Below are 19365 nucleotides of genomic sequence, written 5' to 3'. Positions count from 1 at the left end.
GGCTTTAGCCACATTTCTCTCAGATAGAAAGCTTTAAGAAATGGGACTAAAGTCCAAAGAGATAGATTCTTTACTAGTCCGTCAGCTAAAGCAGACGGCAAATAGACCTGCAATAGTCAAGTGAGGTTGATGACAGGATAGTTCAATTCTGATAATAACTGAATTAACTGAATTAACTGAATTAACAAAATTCCGGTAACGGAGAATAATATAAAAATGGCAAAGAACAGGAAAGAAGAATATAAAGAGCAAAATCTGCGGTATCTGGAAGAAATAGCTTCACAGGAAGGTGTAAAGAAACTGGCTGGCGGGATATTATATAAAGTAACGGAGCAGGGGAGCGGTACTGTTTCTCCCCAGTTGGATAACGTTGTTTCCGTTCATTATCGGGGGACTCTGATGAATGGGCGCGAATTTGATAATTCATACGAACGCAACTGCCCGGAGGCCTTCCGTCTGAACCAGGTTATCGAAGGATGGCAGATTGCACTTCAACAAATGCATGTAGGGGATAAATGGGTTATTTATATCCCTTATACAGTAGGATATGGTAACCGGGCTTCCGGTCCGATTCCTGCATTTTCAACGTTAATCTTTGAGGTGGAGTTACTGGGGATTGCCTGAAGATTATCGGGATTACTTACGCTTTGAGGAATTCATCTAAAAAGCCTTTTGAGAAGTTCCGGGTAAGATTCTTTTTTTCCGCAATTTCATTGCTCATCCTGTTCATGGCTGTCCGGAAGAAAAAATGTATGAGATATTCATGCGTATTTTCTTTGCGGATACATTTCAGGCAATTTATATATTCGGCTCTGTCATCGTTTCTGATTATCAGGAGAGGAAGTTCTTTTTGTAGAAGGATACGATTTGCAAGCAGGCGTCCTATGCGCTCGTTTCCATCCCTGAAAGGATGGAGATATTCGAAATAACCATGAAATAAACCGGCTACAACCATGGGGTGGATTCCTTTTTCAAGTGCTTTTTCTGTTGATTCCAGTAGATGGGGGACTCTTTGTATTAATTCTTCGTGATCGCCGAATATTGTATCTCCCGCACACATATCAACATCTGTATATTCACCGGGAGTAGCTCCGGGATGCCTGTAGGCAAGCGTATGTTCAGTCAGGATGAAATGTAACTTTTTAATATACTCTTCAGTCAGGGGACCTTCTAAGTTTTTGATCATGTATTCGTATGCACTGAAATGATCCAGTATTTCAAAAGCTTCAACTAATGGTTTTCCTTGCGGAATCATACCTAATCCCTTTTCTTTCAGGATACGTGTTTCATCTACCGAAAACGAATTACCTTCGATGGCACAGTTGTGTGTTGAGAAAGAATTTCATTGTAGGTAATGAAATCCTCTTTTGAGAACCTGTCAGAAATCTGTTCTTTATATTCTTTGACCAACTGGTCATATTCTTTTATTTCGTTTTCGTACATAGATCGAATCTTCTATTGTTTGACTGAATGCAAATATATGCCTTATATTTGTATTTTGGTGCTTCAATAGGATACAAAAAAAGAGGCTGTTCTGCACAGCCTCTTCCTATATAAAGAATAAAGTTCTTATTCTCCTTTTTCAATTTGCTCCTGTACGATTGCATCTACAACGGCAACGGTTGTCAGGTTGAGGATGTCGCGGGTAGAGCTTTCTACGTCGGTGAAATGAATCGGTTTGTTCAATCCCATCTGGATCGGGCCGATGGTTTCTACGACACCCATTTCGAGCAATAGTTTGTAAGCACTGTTGGCCGAACTCAGGTTCGGGAATACCAATGTGTTTACATCTTTGCCTTTCAGCTTGTTGAACGGATACATATCGTCGCGCAACTTCTTGTCTAATGCAAAGTTTACCTGCATTTCACCGTCTACGACGATTTCCGGGTGATTCTTGTGAAGGTATTCGATAGCGCCGTGTACTTTCAGCGGGCTTCCCTGTTTATCGGAACCGAAGTTTGAATAAGATACCATCGAGATAACCGGATCGTGCGCGAAGAACTTCACCGCATCATGCGTCAGGCGGGCAATGTCGATCAGGACTTCTGTTGACGGATGACGGTTAATCAGCGTATCTGCCATAAAGAAAGTACCCTTTTTGCAAGTTACAATGTTCATGGCACCGAAATGATCGTATGTCGGACGGATACCGATGATCTCTTCCGCCAACTTTGTCACTTCCGAATAACGGCTGTAAACACCTGTGATAAATGCATCCGCATCGCCGGTTGCCACCATCATCATACCGAAAGCGTTCCGACCGACCATCTTTTCGCGTGCTTCCGAGAAAGTAACGCCTTCGCGTGCTCTCTTTTCAGAAAGGATACGGGCGTAGCGGTCGCGGCGTTCTTCTTCACGGTCGTGGCGCAGGTTGACGATTTCGATACCTTCCAGGCTCAGGTTTTCTTCGGCAGCAATTTTTTCCAAACGTTCTTCATTGCCTAACAGGATCGGATAACAGATTCCTTCGGCTTTGGCTTCTACAGCAGCTTTCAGCATGTTCACGTGGTTGGCTTCGGCAAATACCACACGTTTCGGATTTGCTTTTGCCATATCGGTGAAGGAACGGAGTAGTTTATTATCATAACCCATCATTTCACGCAAATGGTTGGCATAGCCTTCCCAGTCTGTGATTGTTTTGCGTGAGACACCCGACTCGATAGCTGCTTTGGCAACAGCAACCGATACTCGTGTCAACAACCGTGGGTCGAGTGCTTTCGGCAGGATATAATCGCGTCCGAAAGTCGTACGTTTCAGTTTATACGCTGCATTTACCACATCGGGAACCGGTTCTTTTGCCAGTTCGGCGATGGCATGTACGGCGGCCAGTTTCATCTCTTCGTTGATTGCTTTGGCATGTGTATCCAATGCTCCACGGAAGATATACGGGAATCCTAATACATTATTGATCTGATTCGGATAGTCCGAACGTCCTGTTGCGAAAATAATATCTTCGCGTGATGCCATTGCATCGGCGTATGAAATTTCCGGATTCGGATTAGCCAGAGCGAATACGATCGGGTTTTCGTTCATGGAACGCACCATCTCTTGTGTCAGCACATTGGCAACAGACAATCCCAGAAATACGTCTGTACCGACAACGGCTTCTTCCAGCGTCTTTATATCTCTTGTAGTAGCAAACTCCTTCTTCGATTCGTTCAGGTCGGTACGATGCGTAGAGATAACCCCTTTACTATCACACATAATGATGTTTTCCTTGCGGGCTCCCAGCATCACATACAGTTTCGTACAAGAGATGGAAGCGGCGCCTGCACCGTTGACAACGATTTTTACATCTTCAATCTTCTTTCCGGCTATTTCAAGCGCATTGAGCAGACCGGCACCGGAGATGATTGCCGTACCGTGCTGGTCGTCGTGCATCACCGGAATATCCAGTTCCGCTTTCAGTCGCTGTTCAATCTGGAAACATTCGGGCGCTTTGATATCTTCCAGGTTGATACCACCAAAAGTAGGGGCGATTGCTTTTACGGTTTCGATGAACTTATCGGGATCTTTCTGGTCCACTTCGATATCGAATACATCGATTCCTGCGAAGATTTTAAACAGGAGGCCTTTGCCTTCCATAACCGGTTTGCCGGCAAGCGCTCCGATATTACCCAGTCCCAAAACAGCGGTACCGTTAGAGATAACGGCTACCAGATTACCTTTTGATGTATATTTATAGGCATCAAGCGGTTCTTTCTCTATTTCCAGGCAAGGCTCTGCCACACCGGGAGAATAAGCCAATGATAAATCTGTTTGTGTACTATAGGGTTTTGTTGGAATTACTTCGATCTTTCCGGGTTTGCCTTCGGAATGATACCGAAGTGCTTCCTCTTTTGTTATCTTTGCCATAGACTTATGATATTTGTAGATTTTGTGTACGTTTTAAAATCGCCCACAAAAGTAACAAATTATTAGATATATAGTATGATATGCTTACAATTAGTTGGAAATATTTTAAATAAAACCTTTGATGTCAAAATTAATTGTTAACTATATTCTTTTCATAAAACTCCAGTGCACATAGATTGGTGGCGACGGTTTCCAGGGTTGTTTGTCCGGCTTGCCAGGCATAGACCGAATCGATAAAACGGTCTGTTAAACGGATAGCTTCAGACATATTTAATTCATTCATCCAGTGTTTGAGGTCTTCCAGCTTTTGGAGGGTGACCGGTTGTATGTTGCGCAAGCCGGAGAAGGCGATGTCGGAAAGCTGGAGTTCCAGTTCGGCAAGGAGATTCTTTATGATCATTGTGTTCGCTTTTAAAAAGTTAGAAGTAGAAGTTATCAATCTCTGAAGCGGTGATAATACTGATTGGAATCAGTGTGTCCGGTCGTTTCTGGCAGACCATGTAACGCTGTTTCTTTTCTGTATAGGGTTGTCCCAGTTGTTCCAGTTTGCGGATGGCATTACGGTTCAGTTCGCTGTATGCCAGGGAACCTTCCGTCTCTGTCTGACCGTCAGTCATGGTGAAATAGAGTTTCTGTTCGGAGGAGCTGAACCGTACCTCTGAAAGATGAGTGAAAGGGACTAAAGCCAGTTGTTCGGGTTGTTTTTTCCGGAAATAATCGTAGTGTTGGTCCGGACGTATGGATAAATCGGATAACTCCGGAACCGTAAGTAATGTATTCAGATGACCGATTGTTACTTTATCTGCTATCTCACATTGTGTCTGTGAAGACGATGAGAGGCGGTTTTGCCTGTTCAGCTTGAAGTTGCGCAATGTAAGGGTGGATATCGATAACCGGGCCAGTGATGCGCTGTTCCCCCAAAAGCTTTGCATCTCGAGTTGTTTCCTCAGGTTTTCCGGTGTAACGAGTGACTGGGTATGTTCATAATAATCAGCCATGCTCGATGTCAGTGTGCAGATACTCTCTTTCTCCTGATAGAAGAAATAAGCCGTAATTCCGAAATAACCCGAACGGGTTTGCCAGGGATAAGCGCCCAGTCCGGTGAAATGGCCGATAGGGGTGGTGTAATAATCCGAGCGTGTCCCTTCAATCAGTTTGCCGAGCATCTCGTTGTTTTGTGTATTCCGTAAGAGTAAGGTAAGCGTGTTATACAACCGGGAGAGCGTGGCAAAAGTTGTCAGAGGCTGAAAACCCACATGTTTGGCAAGCATATTTTCGATATCGGAGGAGAGCGAACGGAATAAGCGGGCCAGATTTCCGATTCCGCAGGTTTCCAGGCGGATGGAATACTGGATGGCTGTTTCCGCCTCGTTTTCTCCACAACTGATCAGGCCTTTTTCCAATATGCCGAGGATGAAACGGGAAGCTCCCTGTAGGACTTTTACCGTATCCTCCGTCAGTAGGGAGAGTTCCGGCTGGTTGCCGGCGGAGTCGGACGATAGTATTCCCTGCCGGCTCAGGTATGACAGGATGGCTATCAGTTTATGTTTGCACAATCCGTTTTCTCCGCATTTGCAGACGGAACGGTTCAGGCTGTCTTCTTTGGGAAAATAGACCGTGATGTTTTCGGTGTTGATAGTGGCTTCCAGCATATCGCCTTCCGTGAAGTCGGCCGTCCAGCCATCCTGGATAAGACGGAGGGTGTCTTCGAACAATTTCTTGCCGGCTTGTTTGCGAAGTTGCGTAAGGTCTGCATTTATCAATTTCTCCCAGGGGGCGGAAGAAGGCAGGTCCGGAGACGTTTCCGGCAGGGCGTTATCGTCTTCTGCGGTTGCTGCATAACCGGCTGCGGCAAGTATTCCCATCAGGATATGCTTGCAGACAGTTTTGGAAGGACAGCTGCATGTACTTTGGGATACATTGGGGGCGAGGCAGACGGTGATGTCGTCCAGTTGGACCTGTAGATTGCTGCCTGTAACCGTCAGGGCGATTTGTCCGGTCGTTTCCAGGTCTTTCAGGGCACGTTTATATAGACCTTTGTTTGCCAGCGTAACCAGGAAGGCCTCGTTGGCAAAAGCGACGAACTGTCCGGCGGAAGCGTGGCATCCGTCTCCGTTTATGATATAATCTTTCCTATCCATTCTGCTAACTCTTCAGGGGTTATTGCGGCTACATCGGCACCCATGCCGGCAATGGTCCGTGCGGCACGGACATCATAACAGGGGGCACCGGAGTAGTCGAGTGCCGGCAATATGAACAACTTACTTCCTGCTTCGATGATGTCGCGGCAGGAGCGGAACATATAACTATAGTTGTTCCCGTCGTAAAGGTCGCTTACCAGTACTACTATTGTTTTTTGTGGCGCGGAGATTAGTTTCTTTCCATATTCCAGCGCTTTATGTATATCCGTTCCGCCACCCAGCTGTACTTTCATCAGGATACCGACCGGATCGTCGAGATGTTCGCTCAAATCGACGACCGATGTGTCGAATATCGCCAGCTTGACCGAAAGAAAGGGCATTTTGGCAAAGATGGAGGCCATGACAGCCGTATAGATTACCGAATCGAGCATGCTGCCGCTCTCATCTACCAGGATGATGATATGCCAGGGATTGTAACGACGTATGTTCTGGTTGAAATACAGGCGGTCGGGGATAATTGTCCCGTGTTCGCGGCTGTAGTTTTTCAGATTCTTTTCGATGGTCTGCTTGAAATCGAAGTTCCGGAATATTTTGTAGCTGGAATTGGTATGCGGAAGTTTCTTTCCGTAGAAGGCTTTGCGTACATTTATTTCCAGCTTCTTTTGAATCTCTTTTATGACCTGTTCCACGATTGAATAAGCCAGCTTTCTGACATGTTCCGGCATCATGTTGCGGAACGTCAGGATATTTTTCAGCAGTCCGATATTCGGTTCGAGTTGGCTCAGGACAGATTCGTCGGTCAGCAGTTGGGTAAGGTTATATTTATCCAAAGCCTGTTTCTGCATGATTTCGACGGTCTTTCTGGGGAACAGCTTCTTTACTTTTTTCAGCCATCCGGGGACGGTCAGCATGGAGCCGCCACGGCCTCCCCGGTTCGGGAAGTCGTTCCGTATTCCCTGTTCATCGGTATATTCGCGGTTGTATAGGAAATAAAGCGTACCGTCCAGTTCTGCGTTCTCCGGGTCGAGGGGCAGGCTGTTTTCGGCAAAGTCTCCCAATATAAGCCGCCAGCGGTTGACTATTTCGTGCTTGTCCATTCGATGATTCTCCATGTTTTTAGTGCTTCTGCCGCCAGTTTATCCAGGCGCATAGCTTCGGTGATTTCCTGTTGCGAAACAGTGATACTTCCTGTTAAGCGGGCTTCCGCTACCTGATGATATTCCGCAACCTGTTGTCCCAGACGGCTGACTTCTGCCGGGAGAAAGCCGGTGAAGGCATAACGCAGGTTGGGCAGAATAGTCAGGAAAGTCTCCTGGTCGGCATTGGCGATAACGCGGTCTATCGCTTCCAGGATATGCGGGTCGGTAAATAACACATCGCGGGCAATCAGAAACAGGCCGCAGATAAAGGAGGCCGCCTGCTCAGGATGCGTGATGCTGCTTTCGAGGTAGGCGGCTATCTGCCGGCAGAAAACAGCCTGTCCGGTTTGTCCTTCTTTATAATGTATAGCAAGGCAGAGGCCGAAGAGGCGGCTGTTGCTGAAACTATCGTTCAATATCTTCTCTACGGCAGACAGGAAAGCGGCGGTATCGAACCAGTCTTTCGTATCCATGGTGAAACTGTAGAGATTGCGCATCTGTTCACATATTTCCTGTTCTTCTTCTTCCGTTGTGCTTTTCAGTGACGGAATCAGTACGACTGCTCCATTGAACGCGGTTCGTGCCAATCCGGCAATGACCGGCTGGATAGTTCCGTCCATCAATTGCTGCATATTGGCGAGGTATAACAGGCTGTTGATAAGTTTGCAGAGGCTGATAAAATTCCCTTCGCTTTCCACTACCAGCCGGACAGTGTCTTCATACCGGGAATAAAAGCCTTCTATCCCCATCACCTGAACGGAGATGAGCAGTTTGCCCAGCTCTTCTGCCGTCATGCTGTCTTTAAAATTCTTTTCGATGAGCGAGTTGCAAACCTGCGAGAGTGTCGCCCCATAGACGGACAGGTCAATCAAACGGGTTTCAACGCCTGTGCCGTAACGGCATATCCATTGTTCCCGTACCAGGTTTTTGTTCTTCTGGTTCACATAATCGGGACCAGACTGAAGGGTGGCGAAACCTGTCTCCAAAAACTCCATCTGGTGAAGGAAACGGCTTTTCCTGTAATGGGCCGGATTCTTAATGATGTCGAGCGTTACTTCCTGCCGTTCGATAGTCAATGTCTTTAACCGGTGAAGCGAACATAAGGAACGAAACTCACGGACCACAGGCGGGATGCAATCGTTGGCCACAATCTTTCCGGCACCCATCCCGGAGAGAAGACGGTACAGGAAATCCACTTCGAAAGTCGAAGTCGCATTCAGGTCGCCTTTCACAAAACAACTTCGTACACCATCCAGCAATTCATATACGCCGGCACTCTGTTTGCCTCTCAATATAGCCAGCGAACGTGCCATATTCAAGGCATTGATTTCATCGGGCAGGGAGATTATCTGTGTTTTACGGGCATAACGGGCCGTCTTTATAATATATTCGAGAACGGTCGAAGCAAACGGGTCTTTCTTTTGTTTTTCCATCTTTTCCCAGACTTCCTGGTAGAAAGCAGGGAAGGGCATACCGGCGGCGTAACCGCTTTTACTGTCGGCTTCCTTAAATGTGTAAGGCATCAGATAAGAAGCGACATGCTCCGGGTTGCCTGATTTCAGCGATTGTTTCCGGTCTGATTGCAACTCATCCATTAAGTCGGAGATATGGAAAGCACCTGCCACTACCAGTATTTTCTGATGGTTGGGGATTGCTTTCCGTATTTCTGCTGCCATATAAGTTTCCCGTTGCCGGTCTTCTTTCAGAGACGTTTCGTTGCCCGGTGTTGCCAGCCGCATGAAATAACCGAGATGAAATACGTTACGCACGAAATCGTGTGTTTTCATTTTTCCGGTATCCAGTTCGAAGCGGCTTTCCCAAAATTCCGCAAAGCTGCGGCATCCGGCTTTGCGGGCAATCATGGCCGTATAGGTATTTACTTCGTATTCCTTATTCTCATTATAATAGAACTGTGTCTGCGGCTCTTCCTCTATTTTATTTATCAGTCGAAGTGCATAGGGCAGGTCTATAAAACGGGTCGGTATGTTGCGACGTGCCCCTTCACGGATAGCGACCAGTTCCGGCGAATAAGAGAGGAATGGATAGTAAGCGCGATACTTTTCTTTTTCTTCACTTACTTTTCCCTCCTTGTCGTCGTAACTGTAATAGATGCAAAAAGGCGGAACCGATTGCCCGTTGGCTATGTAAGGCAACAGTTGTGCCGAATCCGAAGGCCCTTCTATCAGAATCAGTTCCGGACGGAAACTGTCGATTGTACGTTGCAGATGCAGCGCACAGGCAGGGGAGTGGTGACGTACCGGAAAGTACACCACCTGTCCGTCCATATTGAAACTGGTAGCGAAGAGGTGCTCTATTTCAGCCAGGTCCGGTTGTCGTAATATTCCTTCCATTTTCCTCCTTGTCTTTCGGCTTTCAGCCGGACTACGCCGTTAAAGTAATCTTTCAGTTTGGGCAAATCGTCTTTGTTTTCTTTCATGACGGCACCCAACAGGTTTTGTACCAGGGAACGCATGCTTACGTTTCCGTCTCCGTAATAATATCCATCCAGGGCGGACTGGTAATAAACGGATACGGCCTCGGCTGTACTCATTACGCCCGACATCTTCTGTATCTTGGCTTTCTCGAAGGAGGTTCCGTTGCGTAGTTCGTTGAAGGTGGAGGCCAGAATGTCGACAACCTCCTCCTGCACTGGCATTTCCAATCCGTTGGCAGCCAGCATTCCCTGGCATTGGTCGGTGATGATGCGGCTTTCCAATGCCACGCTGCGTATCGGTTCGACTGTCTCGAAGTTGAAACGGCGTTTCAGGGCACTACTCATTTCGTTAATCCCTTTGTCGCGGGTATTGGCAGTTGCTATCACATTGAATCCGGATGAGGCGAAGAGCAACCCTTCTTCTCCCAGTTCGGGTATATTCAATACCCGGTCGCTCATAATACTGATCAGGCTGTCCTGTATTTCCAGCGGGCAGCGGGTAATCTCTTCGAAGCGTGTGATGATTCCTCGTTTCATGCCGATATAGACGGGAGAGGGGACAAGGGCTTCCTTGACCGGTCCTTTGGCAAGCAAAAGGGCATAGTTCCAGGAATATTTGATATTGTCTTCGCTGGTTCCTGCCGTCCCTTGTACTGTATTGGTACTGATGCCGCAGATAGCGGCAGAAAGCAATTCGCTTAACATGGTCTTTGCTGTGCCCGGTTCGCCAACCAACATTAATCCCCGGTTACCGGCCAGGGTGATAATGGCACGTTCAACCAGGGCGTCGTCGCCGAAGAACTTCGGGGTGATGGTGACCAGCCGCCCGTCCAGTTCTATCGGTTCGCTTTGACCGAGGATAAAGGCACGGACTGCACGGGGAGAGAGTTGCCAGTTTACCGGCTTGGCTCCTGTATCTTGTTTGCGGAGTGCGGCAAGCTCGTCGGCATAGCGCATCTCCATCAATGGTTTCTGAATTTTGTTATCCATATAATATATGTAAGTGCTGTATTTGTTTTATTCGATTATTCATTCAGCGGAAAGGCACGATTCAGTATATCCAGCAGAGTGCTGATAAAGCGTTCGGGGATAGATGATAACGGTAGCCTTTCCTCTTTGGGCAACTGTATGGTGTTTATATCTTCCCCTTCTTCCACAGATGAGAAGTATAACTCTTTCAAGAAACAATCACTTTCTTCGTAAACAAATGAAAGTTGTGCCACCACGTTGAAAGACCGGTCTATGATATGAAGCGTGTTGTTTTCTATCCGGATAGTTATATCTGCCGTTTCAAACTCGTAAATGTTGCTGAGATAGACTTTTTTCCCTGAATAACGAAGAAGGGTATCTCCCTGCTTTTCCGTTTCGGTCAGACGATGGACTGGTGCGCTCAGTTGGGGAATGAAAGGAATGAGCTCGTAATCGTCCAGTTGCTCTTTCCAGCCAGCCAGTGTTTCATCGGGCAAGTCAATCGGATGCACGAGGGAAATGACAGCGTTGTCCGGGAGAAGGAATTCTTTTTCGTCGACAGTTGTGAACGTGCCGTCTTCCAGGTAACGGAAAGAATCCTGGAGTTTCCCTTCCTTATAGACGCCCCAGATAAGTCCGGTTGCTATATACCGCATGACCGGATTCTCTATAAAGGTTGCCAGCCAGGCCTCTTTGGGCCAGGTCCGTCCGTTCTTGAGCGACTGTTCCAGCCGTTTTTTTTGAATATTAGTCTGCGTCTTAACCCGTTTCTTCAGGCCGGCCTGTTCGGCTCTGGCATTTTCAGCTTTCTCCCGATTATCGCTCTTTAAAGGGGCGGGAAGTGACTTGCTTACTTTCTGCTTATCAAGATCAAGTACGGATATGCTGAAGTCGGGCATCAAAGTTACCCGGAAAGTACGTGTGCCATAATCCACCATCTTTTCTCCCTGGCGGTTAAAACCGAAGTTGGGGATGATTTGGTCGGCGAGTTCTTCTATCGACAGGCCTTTCCGGATGGCGGCTTGCCGGAATGCTACCCAGGCAGCACGTTTGTACATGCCGTATGGAGCAGTCTCCATCCAGTCGTTGAGTATGATAAGCGCGTTAGGACTAGCTTTCAATCCCAGTAACTTCATCGTGAGGCCGACAAGTTGTTTGCGGGAGGCTTTCGACCATGACTTTATCAGAGGGGCTAATTGGGCTATCTGCCATTCTGCCCCGTAGAAACAATAAGGAAGCAGAAGCATCCTCCTGTTGGCCTCCGCACTGTCTGCCAGCCAATAGCGGAACAGTTCTTCCAGGGCCGCCTGCCATTCTTTTTCATCGATGAAAGGGACAATCGCATCACAGGCATGTAACCGGGTGATTTGGGTGAGTGCCATATGTTCGCTTAATACATAGCGGAGCACATGGCGCGGTACAAACTCGTCTACATCGGTTTCGTTTGCCCAATGGATTCTCGTATAAGGCTTCTGCGGTAACCAGGCTATTTGTTGCGTGCAATAGAGCTCGATATGTTTGCTGCAATAGTCGATAACAGCCTGTTTGTTTCTGAATTTGATTTTACTGGCTGAGGCATGTGAGTTATCCCAGTATTTGAATAACTGCCGGGTCCAATTCTGCGAATCTTCATCCAGTTCCGGATATAGTTGTTCCAGTAAATTGCGGGTTTTCTTCTCCTTGTCGAGGATGATCTTTTCGATGTTCCTGCGGATTAGTTTGGAGTTTTCCTTCAGTAATCCCAGTAACTGCTCATAGTCTTTCAAGCCGCAATCGGAAAACAGCTTATTCAACCAGATCAGTCTCTTTTTCAATGCGACATCACTATATAAATAATCGTATGCTGCCTGTTTGTTCTTACGGATTATATCGTCGAGCGGCATCTCCTGAAGTGTTTTCAGAACCTGCCAGTCGGAGGCTGTATATGCTTCGCAATAGCTGTCGAATAATGCTGCTAAATCCGGTTGTTGCTTTCTCTTCATATCCTTTTATTCTTCTTTCAATACATCAAAAATACCCAATATACTGCTCAGGAAGCGGGCCGGGACACTTTCGGGCGAGAGGATTGCGTTGTTTTTCGGTTCGTCGTCGGTCGTCTGGTCTTCTCCCATGCGGTAGAGGATGACATCTCCGAGTGTCACGTCGTCATTATATTCCTGCCCCATGTACATATATTCGAAGTTCAGCAGGGCGGCCATATTCAGGTACTTGTCTACCAGATGATAACAAGTGTAGCTGCCGGCATCCCATACCTCTCCGCGAACCATGTTGTGTTTCTTTGCCATGCCGCTTATCTTTCCTGACTTGACGCTCAGGCCGTTGTAACGGGTTATCTTATTTCCGTCCGTCTCCTTTTCTCCTAAAACAATTATGGGGGCGGTTAGTTGCGGGATGGGCTGCACAATTTCATAATCATCCAGTTGCTCCTTCCAGCCTGCAAGAACTTCTTCCTCCAGCTCGATGGGATGGACGAGGGTGATAGCGGCCTTTTCGGGCAGCGTATATTCCTCTTCATCTACCGTATTGAATGTGCCGTCTTCCATATAACGGAACGTTCCGGTCAGTTTGTCTCCGTCATACACACCCCATATCAGGGCGGTTGCAAAACGATGCATAATCGGGTTCTCTACGAAGAGGGTGTTCCAGGAACCGGCTGTCCAACGGCGTCCGTTCATCAGCACCTTTTCCAAACGGTTGGTTTGTGACTGTACGGTGGCTTTGATTTGTTTCTTCAGTTCGGTGAATTCCTTTTTGGCGGCCGTCGCTTTCACTGTGTCGTCATTGGCTCCGGGAGAAGGCATCGACTTGATGGCTTTCTGTTTTTCGTTGTCGAAGATAGAAAGTGAGAAGTCGGGCATCAAGGTTATTGTGAAGTTTCGCGGACCGTAATCGAGTATCTTTTCTCCTTCCTTATTGAAGCCCAGGGTAGGGACAATCTTGTCGGAGAGTTCATCCTCCGGTATTTCCAATGCTTTGGCTGCAAAAGAGAAGGCTGCCTTGGCGGCATTTTTGACCTGATTATTGGGGAACTTGACAGAGATGCCGTCTATCATGACCAGTGCAACGCTTCCTCCGTTCATGGCGATGGCGTTGACCACAAAGGCGGCGATAGCACCACGTGAAGCTTCGGCCCAGTCTTTCAACTGCGTTTTGAGGCGGAGTATCTGTGTGTCGGAACCGTAGATGCAATACGGGACCATAATCATTTTCTTTTTGGCTTCGGCTCCGTTCTCTTTCCAGAACAGATAAATGTTCTCCATCATTTGCTGGAAGTCCGGAGTATGCAACTGCTCCGTTATTTTATCGCAAGCCTTTATTTTGTAGGCTTCTTCCAGACAGAGATATTCGGAGAGGATATAACGGGTGACGATGGCGGGCGCTTTTTCGGTCATGTCGGCAAAGCGTACGTCGGTGAACATGTCTTCGGGTATCCAGGCAATGAATTTCTGATTATCCTTGTCGAAGTTGTCGTTGCAATATTCGACGACGCTTTCTTTGGTAAAGGTAAAGTCTGCACCGAATTTCCGTTCGTTGTCCCAGCGTTTGATGATTCGTTTACCGGCTGCCAGGGCATCTCCTTTCAGTTTGGATAATCCCGATTCCAGCAACGGACGGGTTGCTTCTTCATGGAGGTTAATCAACTCTTCGGCAGTCTTGCGGAGTATCTTCGATTTGTTGGATAATAACCCGAGCAACGGTTGGACGTCCGTTATTTTACAGGTTCCGTAAATCATGTCGAGCCAGTTCTGTGTCTCTTCGATCGAGAGGTCGCCGCTGTTTAGCAAGTCCAGTGCCAGAGACTGGTGGCTGATAATATCTTCTTTATCCAGAACGTCCTGCATCCGGTTCGGGTTATAGGCATAGGCTTTGAAGGCTTCGGCATAGGTGAACCGGCTGGTGGTGTCGAGTAATAGCCGAAGGCTTTCCTTTGGAGAACTGTTCAGCCATTTCTTACGTGTTTCAAGGAATATGTATGTAAGATATACCGGATTATTTATTGCGGCACTGGTACGGACCTGAATCAGCAGCACGTTGATGAACCGCCGGACCAGTTCCGACTCACAGTATAGAAGAGCCAGGGCACCGATCAATAAAGCCGGAGCATTTTTCCCGTATCCCCAGCCGAAGTTGCTGCAATTCTTCAGACGATTCTCCCAGGCAACCTGCGGTGTCGAATCGTCGGTCAGGGCTGAAATAAAATTACCAGTGTTACCTAAGTTTTCTCCCAGCAGGTTAAGCATGCAGCGGGCTTGTAACTCTGTACTTTCTGCCAGTTCTTCCGTGCCTTCTCCATTTTCGAGCAGGATTGACAAAAGGTAAAGGCTGTAGGCAGCCTGTTGGATGGGAGTTGTCTTTGCCAGCATCCGGTAGACTTCCATGAACAATTCCTTATCTTCTTTATACAGGGTATGGAACATGGATGCCTTATCGGTATCATTATCTTCCGTCAGAATTAAATAATAATAAATGCCTAAAGGTGCCCCGATCGATTGCAGGAATGCCAGCATCTTATGCGGATTGAGATGGAAGAACAAGGCTCGTGCCGATATAGTCTCTTTGAGCAGTTGAAGTAAACGCTCTTTTAGTTCGGGAGCGAACTTATAGCAGAAATACAGGATGAATGTGAAACTCGGACCGGAATATCTGTAAGCCAAAACGGTCAGTACCGGTAGATAGCGGGCATATTTATCCGCATCCTGTTCCAGCAACAGGATGGCCAGGTATAAAGCCAGGTATAATTCATGGGTGTTGTTTCGCTGTTCTTCCAGTTCCTTTAATTTATCGGAAAGAAGCAGGTCGGCAAATGCTTCCGATTCGGACGGGCAATATTTCAGTAATATCTGTGCTGTTTCATATAACTCCGGACCTTGTGTTTTGTGACGGGTTACCGACTCTTTAATCAGGTTCCTGAAATCATGGCCGTAACCGATGCGCAGGCAAATCTCCAGATCATCTTTCATTCCCCATTTCTGGATAGGCCCGTCGCGACGTATTTTCGAGAGGATAACCAGCATGCGGCGTGCCAGCTCCGCATTGTCCCCGTTTAATTCATGTATAATCCAGGCGTCATAATTAACATATATCTTTGGGCTCGACATCACCGTTTCGGGAACCTGGTCGATTTTCTCGTCCAGATATTCATATACTTTCGGGGTGAAGGCGCATTTGTAGTATCCTTGCTCATAGATTCTAGTCCATTGTTCGAGCATTTGTTCTTTTGTCATGGTGTCGTTTTAAAGTTTGCTTTGATTGAATATATAAGCAAATGTATAAAAAATATTTTGTAATTTTGCACCTTCCAAATAATAAGGGTGTGAGACAGACAATGAGAAAATATCTGAAATGGCTGCTACCGGTGATTTTTATCGCCTACTATAGCTGTATCACGTTATTTATCCATGTCCATATCGAACATGGCACGACGATTGTCCATTCACACCCTTTCGGAAAGCTGAACGGCGGTCCTTGCCATCATCATGCTACTCTTTCCGAGATACAGCTATTCCATATACTGACGACTCTTAGTGTGGAAGATGGAGCTGTTCATGCGTTACATCTGAATTTTAATGCACAACAGATCGCTAAAATAGTTGAACATCCGGTCTATCCGGACTATAAACTCCCTGACAAAGGGCAGCTTTGCCTTCGTGCCCCTCCTGTTTTCTGATAAAGAATAGTAAGACTTTTATTGATAGGGATAGGTGTTTCTACTATAAACATCCCATCCTTCTAATCTTTTGACCCGGGTCGAATACATTTTTGACCCAGGTGAAACACGTAGTTGACCCAGGTGAAATATGTATTCGACCCAGGTCAATAGCATAAAACATCGGAGGCTTTGAATTAGAAAGTGCCATGTTTTACATTATAACATTACCTATTTATCAGAACAAATCGCAATGAATAAGATAATTACGCTTATACTATGCCTGTGTTGTGTCTTTACAACAGCATGGGCGGATGATGCTCCGGTCCTGAATCCGTCGGATGCCAATATCGTGGGACATATACTGGACAAGAAAACGGGTGAGCATCTTTCTTTTATTAATGTTTTCCTAAAAGGAACGACAATCGGTACATCGACCGATGCTACCGGTCATTATTACCTGAAGAACCTGCCGGAAGGCAAATACACCCTGGTGATGAAAACGCTGGGCTTTAAGACAGTAGAGAAACCTATCACCTTGAAGAAGGGGAAAACGTTGGAAATCAATTTTGAGGCGGAGGAAGACCTGGTATCGTTGGATGGTGTTGTCGTATCGGCAAACCGTAATGAGACAACCCGCCGCCTGGCTCCTTCGTTGGTGAATGTGCTCGATTCGAAAACATTTGAGACGACACATGCTACTTCCTTAGCAGACGGCCTGAACTTCCAGCCCGGTGTGCGTGTGGAAAACAATTGCCAGAACTGCGGGTTCCAGCAGGTGCGTATCAATGGACTTGAGGGTCCTTATACGCAGATATTGGTTGACAGCCGCCCGATATTCAGTGCTCTGACGGGTGTGTACGGTTTGGAACAGATTCCGGCCAATATGATCGAACGTGTGGAGATTATGCGTGGGGGAGGTTCCGCCTTGTTCGGTTCTTCTGCTATTGCCGGTACGATTAATATCATTACCAAAGAACCGTTGCGAAATTCGGCACAGATTTCTCACTCACTGACGATGATTGGCGGCGACCGTCCCGATAATAACACAACGATAAACGCATCGCTGGTGACGGACGACCATAAAGCCGGTATTTATATGTTCGGACAGAACCGTTATCGCGGGGCTTACGACCATGACGGTGACGGATATACCGAACTGGGCAAACTGAATGCCCGCACGCTCGGTTTCCGTTCTTACCTGAAAACAAGCATGTATTCGAAGCTGACTTTCGAGTATCATAATATCAATGAATACCGTCGTGGCGGTAACTTGTTGGATTTACCTCCCCACGAAGCCGATATTGCCGAGCAGACCGAACATAACATCAATGGCGGTGGCTTGAAGTTCGATTTGTTTTCAAAGGATTATAAGCATCGTCTGAATGTTTATACTTCTGCCCAGCATACTCAAAGAAGCAGTTATTATGGTGCAGACAAGAATCCGAATGCTTATGGCAGCACGACGGATATGACCTTTGTCGGAGGAGCGCAGTATTCCTATGAATGGGATAAATGTCTTTTCATGCCTGCCGAGTTTACCGGAGGTGCCGAATATAACTATGACGATTTGCAGGATAAGATGTTAGGGTATCACCGCACGATTGAGCAGACTGTGCATATCGGTAGTGTTTTCCTGCAAAATGAGTGGAAGAATGAGAAAATGGAGTTTCCTGGTTGGTGCACGGATGGATAAGCACAATTTGATAGACCATGCGATATTCAGTCCGCGTGCCAATGTGCGTTTCAATCCGACCAGCGATATAAATCTGCGTCTGTCTTATTCGAGCGGTTTCCGTGCCCCTCAGGCTTTTGACGAGGACTTGCATATTACAGCAGTCGGCGGCGATGTGGCGATCATCCAGATATCTCCGGACCTGAAAGAAGAGAACTCGCAAAGTATCAGTGCCTCGGCCGACTTTTACCGTCGTTTTGGTCCGGTACAGACTAATTTCCTGGTAGAAGGTTTTTATACGGATCTGCGTAATGTCTTCATCCTTGAAGAGATAGGTCGCGACAATGATAATAACCTGCTGATGGAACGCCGTAATGGGAAAGGTGCCCGTGTGATGGGAATAAGCCTGGAGGCAAAAGCCGTCTATTCATGGATGCAGATTCAGGCAGGTGCAACTATCCAGCGCAGCCGTTACAAAGAACCGGAGAGCTGGAGTGAGAATGAGAATCTGGCACCTCAGAAAAAGATGTTCCGTTCGCCGGATGTATATGGTTATTTCACTTCTTCATTTACGCCGGTGAAGCGGTTGACGGCTTCGTTGACCGGCACTTATACCGGCAGCATGCTGGTTCAGCACCTGGCCGGTTATATCCCGGAAGACAGGGAGGAGAAAACGAAGGACTTCTTCGACCTGAATGTAAAGGTTGCGTATGATTTTCCTCTTTATAAATCTGTTACTTTGCAGGTAAATGCAGGTGTCCAGAATATCTTTAATTCTTATCAGGATGATTTTGATAAATATGAGAAACGGGATGCCGGCTATATTTATGGTCCGGGTATTCCCCGCAGTTATTTCATAGGTTGTAAGATCAGTTATTAAGATGTTGATTTAAAATATTCGAAAAGGCCCGGTAAAAGTTTCTTGTTTTTACCGGGCTTTATGTTTACTTTAGCGCCCATTATAAATAAATCTGATATAACATGAAATTAAGTGATCCCAAAGATTGTTTGTATTGCACGAACAATCAGACTTTAGATGATTTGATGATCGAAATAGCTCCTTTATCAGTCTCCCGGCTTTTTCTTTTCAAAGAACAGACTTATTATGGCCGTTGCCTGGTTGCCTATAAAGAGCATGTGCATGATTTGAATATGCTGAGCGATGATGAACGGAATGCGTTTATGGCAGATGTAGTAAAAGTAACCCGTGCCATGCAGAAAGTATTCAATCCGCAAAAGATAAATTACGGTGCTTATTCCGATAAGCTGTCGCATCTGCATTTTCATCTGGCCCCTAAATATGAAGATGGTCCCGATTTCGGAGGAACATTCACAATGAACCCGCAGAAAGTTTATCTGTCGGAACAGGAGTACAAGGAGATGGTGGAGAAGATGAGAGAGGCGTTGTAAGGCTATATAAGATAAAAAAGGAAGCGAAACTGCTTCTTTTATCTTAGTTGTTCATTAAAATCTTCCGGATTCTGACTGTTAGACCAAATGTTGGC

At 46.6% G+C, this 19365-nt stretch carries 12 protein-coding genes and 1 pseudogene; 4 read left to right on the top strand and 9 right to left on the bottom strand.

The genetic code is table 11. The features are described from left to right. The first annotated feature begins 216 nt into the window (after positions 1 to 216). The gene (locus tag DXA15_RS06430; protein ID WP_128133473.1) at positions 217 to 624 is read left to right on the top strand and encodes an FKBP-type peptidyl-prolyl cis-trans isomerase; all 408 of its coding nucleotides are present in this window, start codon (positions 217 to 219) and stop codon (positions 622 to 624) included. A 16-nt stretch (positions 625 to 640) separates the two neighbouring features. Here DXA15_RS06430 and DXA15_RS06425 read toward each other — a convergent pair whose 3' ends face one another. The 9 genes from DXA15_RS06425 to DXA15_RS06385 all read right to left on the bottom strand — a co-directional run bounded on the left by DXA15_RS06425 (position 641) and on the right by DXA15_RS06385 (position 15763). Continuing rightward, positions 641 to 1255 (bottom strand): Fic family protein, encoded by a 615-nt coding sequence (locus DXA15_RS06425; RefSeq protein ID WP_369683042.1) that lies wholly within the window; start codon positions 1253 to 1255, stop codon positions 641 to 643. Positions 1256 to 1569: 314 nt separating this feature from the next. Beyond that, the gene (locus DXA15_RS06420) at positions 1570 to 3855 is read right to left on the bottom strand and encodes an NADP-dependent malic enzyme (RefSeq protein WP_010802942.1); all 2286 of its coding nucleotides are present in this window, start codon (positions 3853 to 3855) and stop codon (positions 1570 to 1572) included. 130 nt (positions 3856 to 3985) lie between these two features. Further along, a complete protein-coding gene (locus DXA15_RS06415; RefSeq protein WP_128133472.1) occupies positions 3986 to 4255 on the bottom strand; it encodes a hypothetical protein in 270 nt (89 codons plus the stop codon). Between the two features lie 19 nt (positions 4256 to 4274). Next, a complete protein-coding gene (locus DXA15_RS06410) occupies positions 4275 to 5996 on the bottom strand; it encodes an SWIM zinc finger family protein (RefSeq protein WP_128133471.1) in 1722 nt (573 codons plus the stop codon). Beyond that, entirely contained in the window at positions 5972 to 7108 is a 1137-nt protein-coding gene (locus DXA15_RS06405) for a VWA domain-containing protein (RefSeq protein ID WP_128133470.1), read from the bottom strand. Before DXA15_RS06405 ends, DXA15_RS06410 begins: the two co-directional genes overlap by 25 nt. Beyond that, the gene (locus DXA15_RS06400; protein ID WP_128133469.1) at positions 7075 to 9486 is read right to left on the bottom strand and encodes a DUF5682 family protein; all 2412 of its coding nucleotides are present in this window, start codon (positions 9484 to 9486) and stop codon (positions 7075 to 7077) included. Before DXA15_RS06400 ends, DXA15_RS06405 begins: the two co-directional genes overlap by 34 nt. Continuing rightward, positions 9447 to 10559: an AAA family ATPase gene (locus DXA15_RS06395; RefSeq protein WP_128133468.1), complete on the bottom strand. Its 1113-nt coding sequence runs from the start codon at positions 10557 to 10559 to the stop codon at positions 9447 to 9449. The genes DXA15_RS06400 and DXA15_RS06395 overlap by 40 nt, the downstream gene beginning before the upstream one ends. Before the next feature lie 35 nt (positions 10560 to 10594). Then, the gene (locus DXA15_RS06390) at positions 10595 to 12520 is read right to left on the bottom strand and encodes a DUF4132 domain-containing protein (RefSeq protein ID WP_128133467.1); all 1926 of its coding nucleotides are present in this window, start codon (positions 12518 to 12520) and stop codon (positions 10595 to 10597) included. A gap of 6 nt (positions 12521 to 12526) precedes the next feature. After that, positions 12527 to 15763 (bottom strand): DUF4132 domain-containing protein, encoded by a 3237-nt coding sequence (locus tag DXA15_RS06385; RefSeq protein ID WP_128133466.1) that lies wholly within the window; start codon positions 15761 to 15763, stop codon positions 12527 to 12529. Between the two features lie 41 nt (positions 15764 to 15804). On the opposite strand from DXA15_RS06385, the gene DXA15_RS06380 reads away from it, so the two are divergent. From DXA15_RS06380 to DXA15_RS06370, 3 genes and pseudogenes are all read left to right on the top strand, one after another. Next, the gene (locus DXA15_RS06380; protein ID WP_128133465.1) at positions 15805 to 16206 is read left to right on the top strand and encodes a hypothetical protein; all 402 of its coding nucleotides are present in this window, start codon (positions 15805 to 15807) and stop codon (positions 16204 to 16206) included. Between the two features lie 232 nt (positions 16207 to 16438). After that, positions 16439 to 18740: pseudogene (locus DXA15_RS06375) on the top strand (TonB-dependent receptor). Between the two features lie 101 nt (positions 18741 to 18841). Then, positions 18842 to 19270 (top strand): HIT family protein, encoded by a 429-nt coding sequence (locus DXA15_RS06370; RefSeq protein WP_128133464.1) that lies wholly within the window; start codon positions 18842 to 18844, stop codon positions 19268 to 19270. The last annotated feature ends 95 nt before the right edge of the window (positions 19271 to 19365 follow it).

The sequence above is a fragment of the Parabacteroides sp. AM58-2XD genome, from assembly GCF_003463685.1.
GTDB lineage: Bacteria > Bacteroidota > Bacteroidia > Bacteroidales > Tannerellaceae > Parabacteroides > Parabacteroides segnis.
The sequence above is the reverse complement of the archived record's forward strand: the minus strand, read 5'-3'. Positions and strand labels throughout refer to the sequence as shown.

Bases quoted from the DNA above. Each gene is read 5' to 3' on its own strand.
- DXA15_RS06430 (WP_128133473.1), top strand. From the start codon at position 217: ATGGCAAAGAACAGGAAAGAAGAATATAAAGAGCAAAATCTGCGGTAT.
- DXA15_RS06425 (WP_369683042.1), bottom strand. From the start codon at position 1,255: ATGATTCCGCAAGGAAAACCATTAGTTGAAGCTTTTGAAATACTGGAT.
- DXA15_RS06420 (WP_010802942.1), bottom strand. From the start codon at position 3,855: ATGGCAAAGATAACAAAAGAGGAAGCACTTCGGTATCATTCCGAAGGC.
- DXA15_RS06415 (WP_128133472.1), bottom strand. From the start codon at position 4,255: ATGATCATAAAGAATCTCCTTGCCGAACTGGAACTCCAGCTTTCCGAC.
- DXA15_RS06410 (WP_128133471.1), bottom strand. From the start codon at position 5,996: ATGGATAGGAAAGATTATATCATAAACGGAGACGGATGCCACGCTTCC.
- DXA15_RS06405 (WP_128133470.1), bottom strand. From the start codon at position 7,108: ATGGAGAATCATCGAATGGACAAGCACGAAATAGTCAACCGCTGGCGG.
- DXA15_RS06400 (WP_128133469.1), bottom strand. From the start codon at position 9,486: ATGGAAGGAATATTACGACAACCGGACCTGGCTGAAATAGAGCACCTC.
- DXA15_RS06395 (WP_128133468.1), bottom strand. From the start codon at position 10,559: ATGGATAACAAAATTCAGAAACCATTGATGGAGATGCGCTATGCCGAC.
- DXA15_RS06390 (WP_128133467.1), bottom strand. From the start codon at position 12,520: ATGAAGAGAAAGCAACAACCGGATTTAGCAGCATTATTCGACAGCTAT.
- DXA15_RS06385 (WP_128133466.1), bottom strand. From the start codon at position 15,763: ATGACAAAAGAACAAATGCTCGAACAATGGACTAGAATCTATGAGCAA.
- DXA15_RS06380 (WP_128133465.1), top strand. From the start codon at position 15,805: ATGTATAAAAAATATTTTGTAATTTTGCACCTTCCAAATAATAAGGGT.
- DXA15_RS06370 (WP_128133464.1), top strand. From the start codon at position 18,842: ATGAAATTAAGTGATCCCAAAGATTGTTTGTATTGCACGAACAATCAG.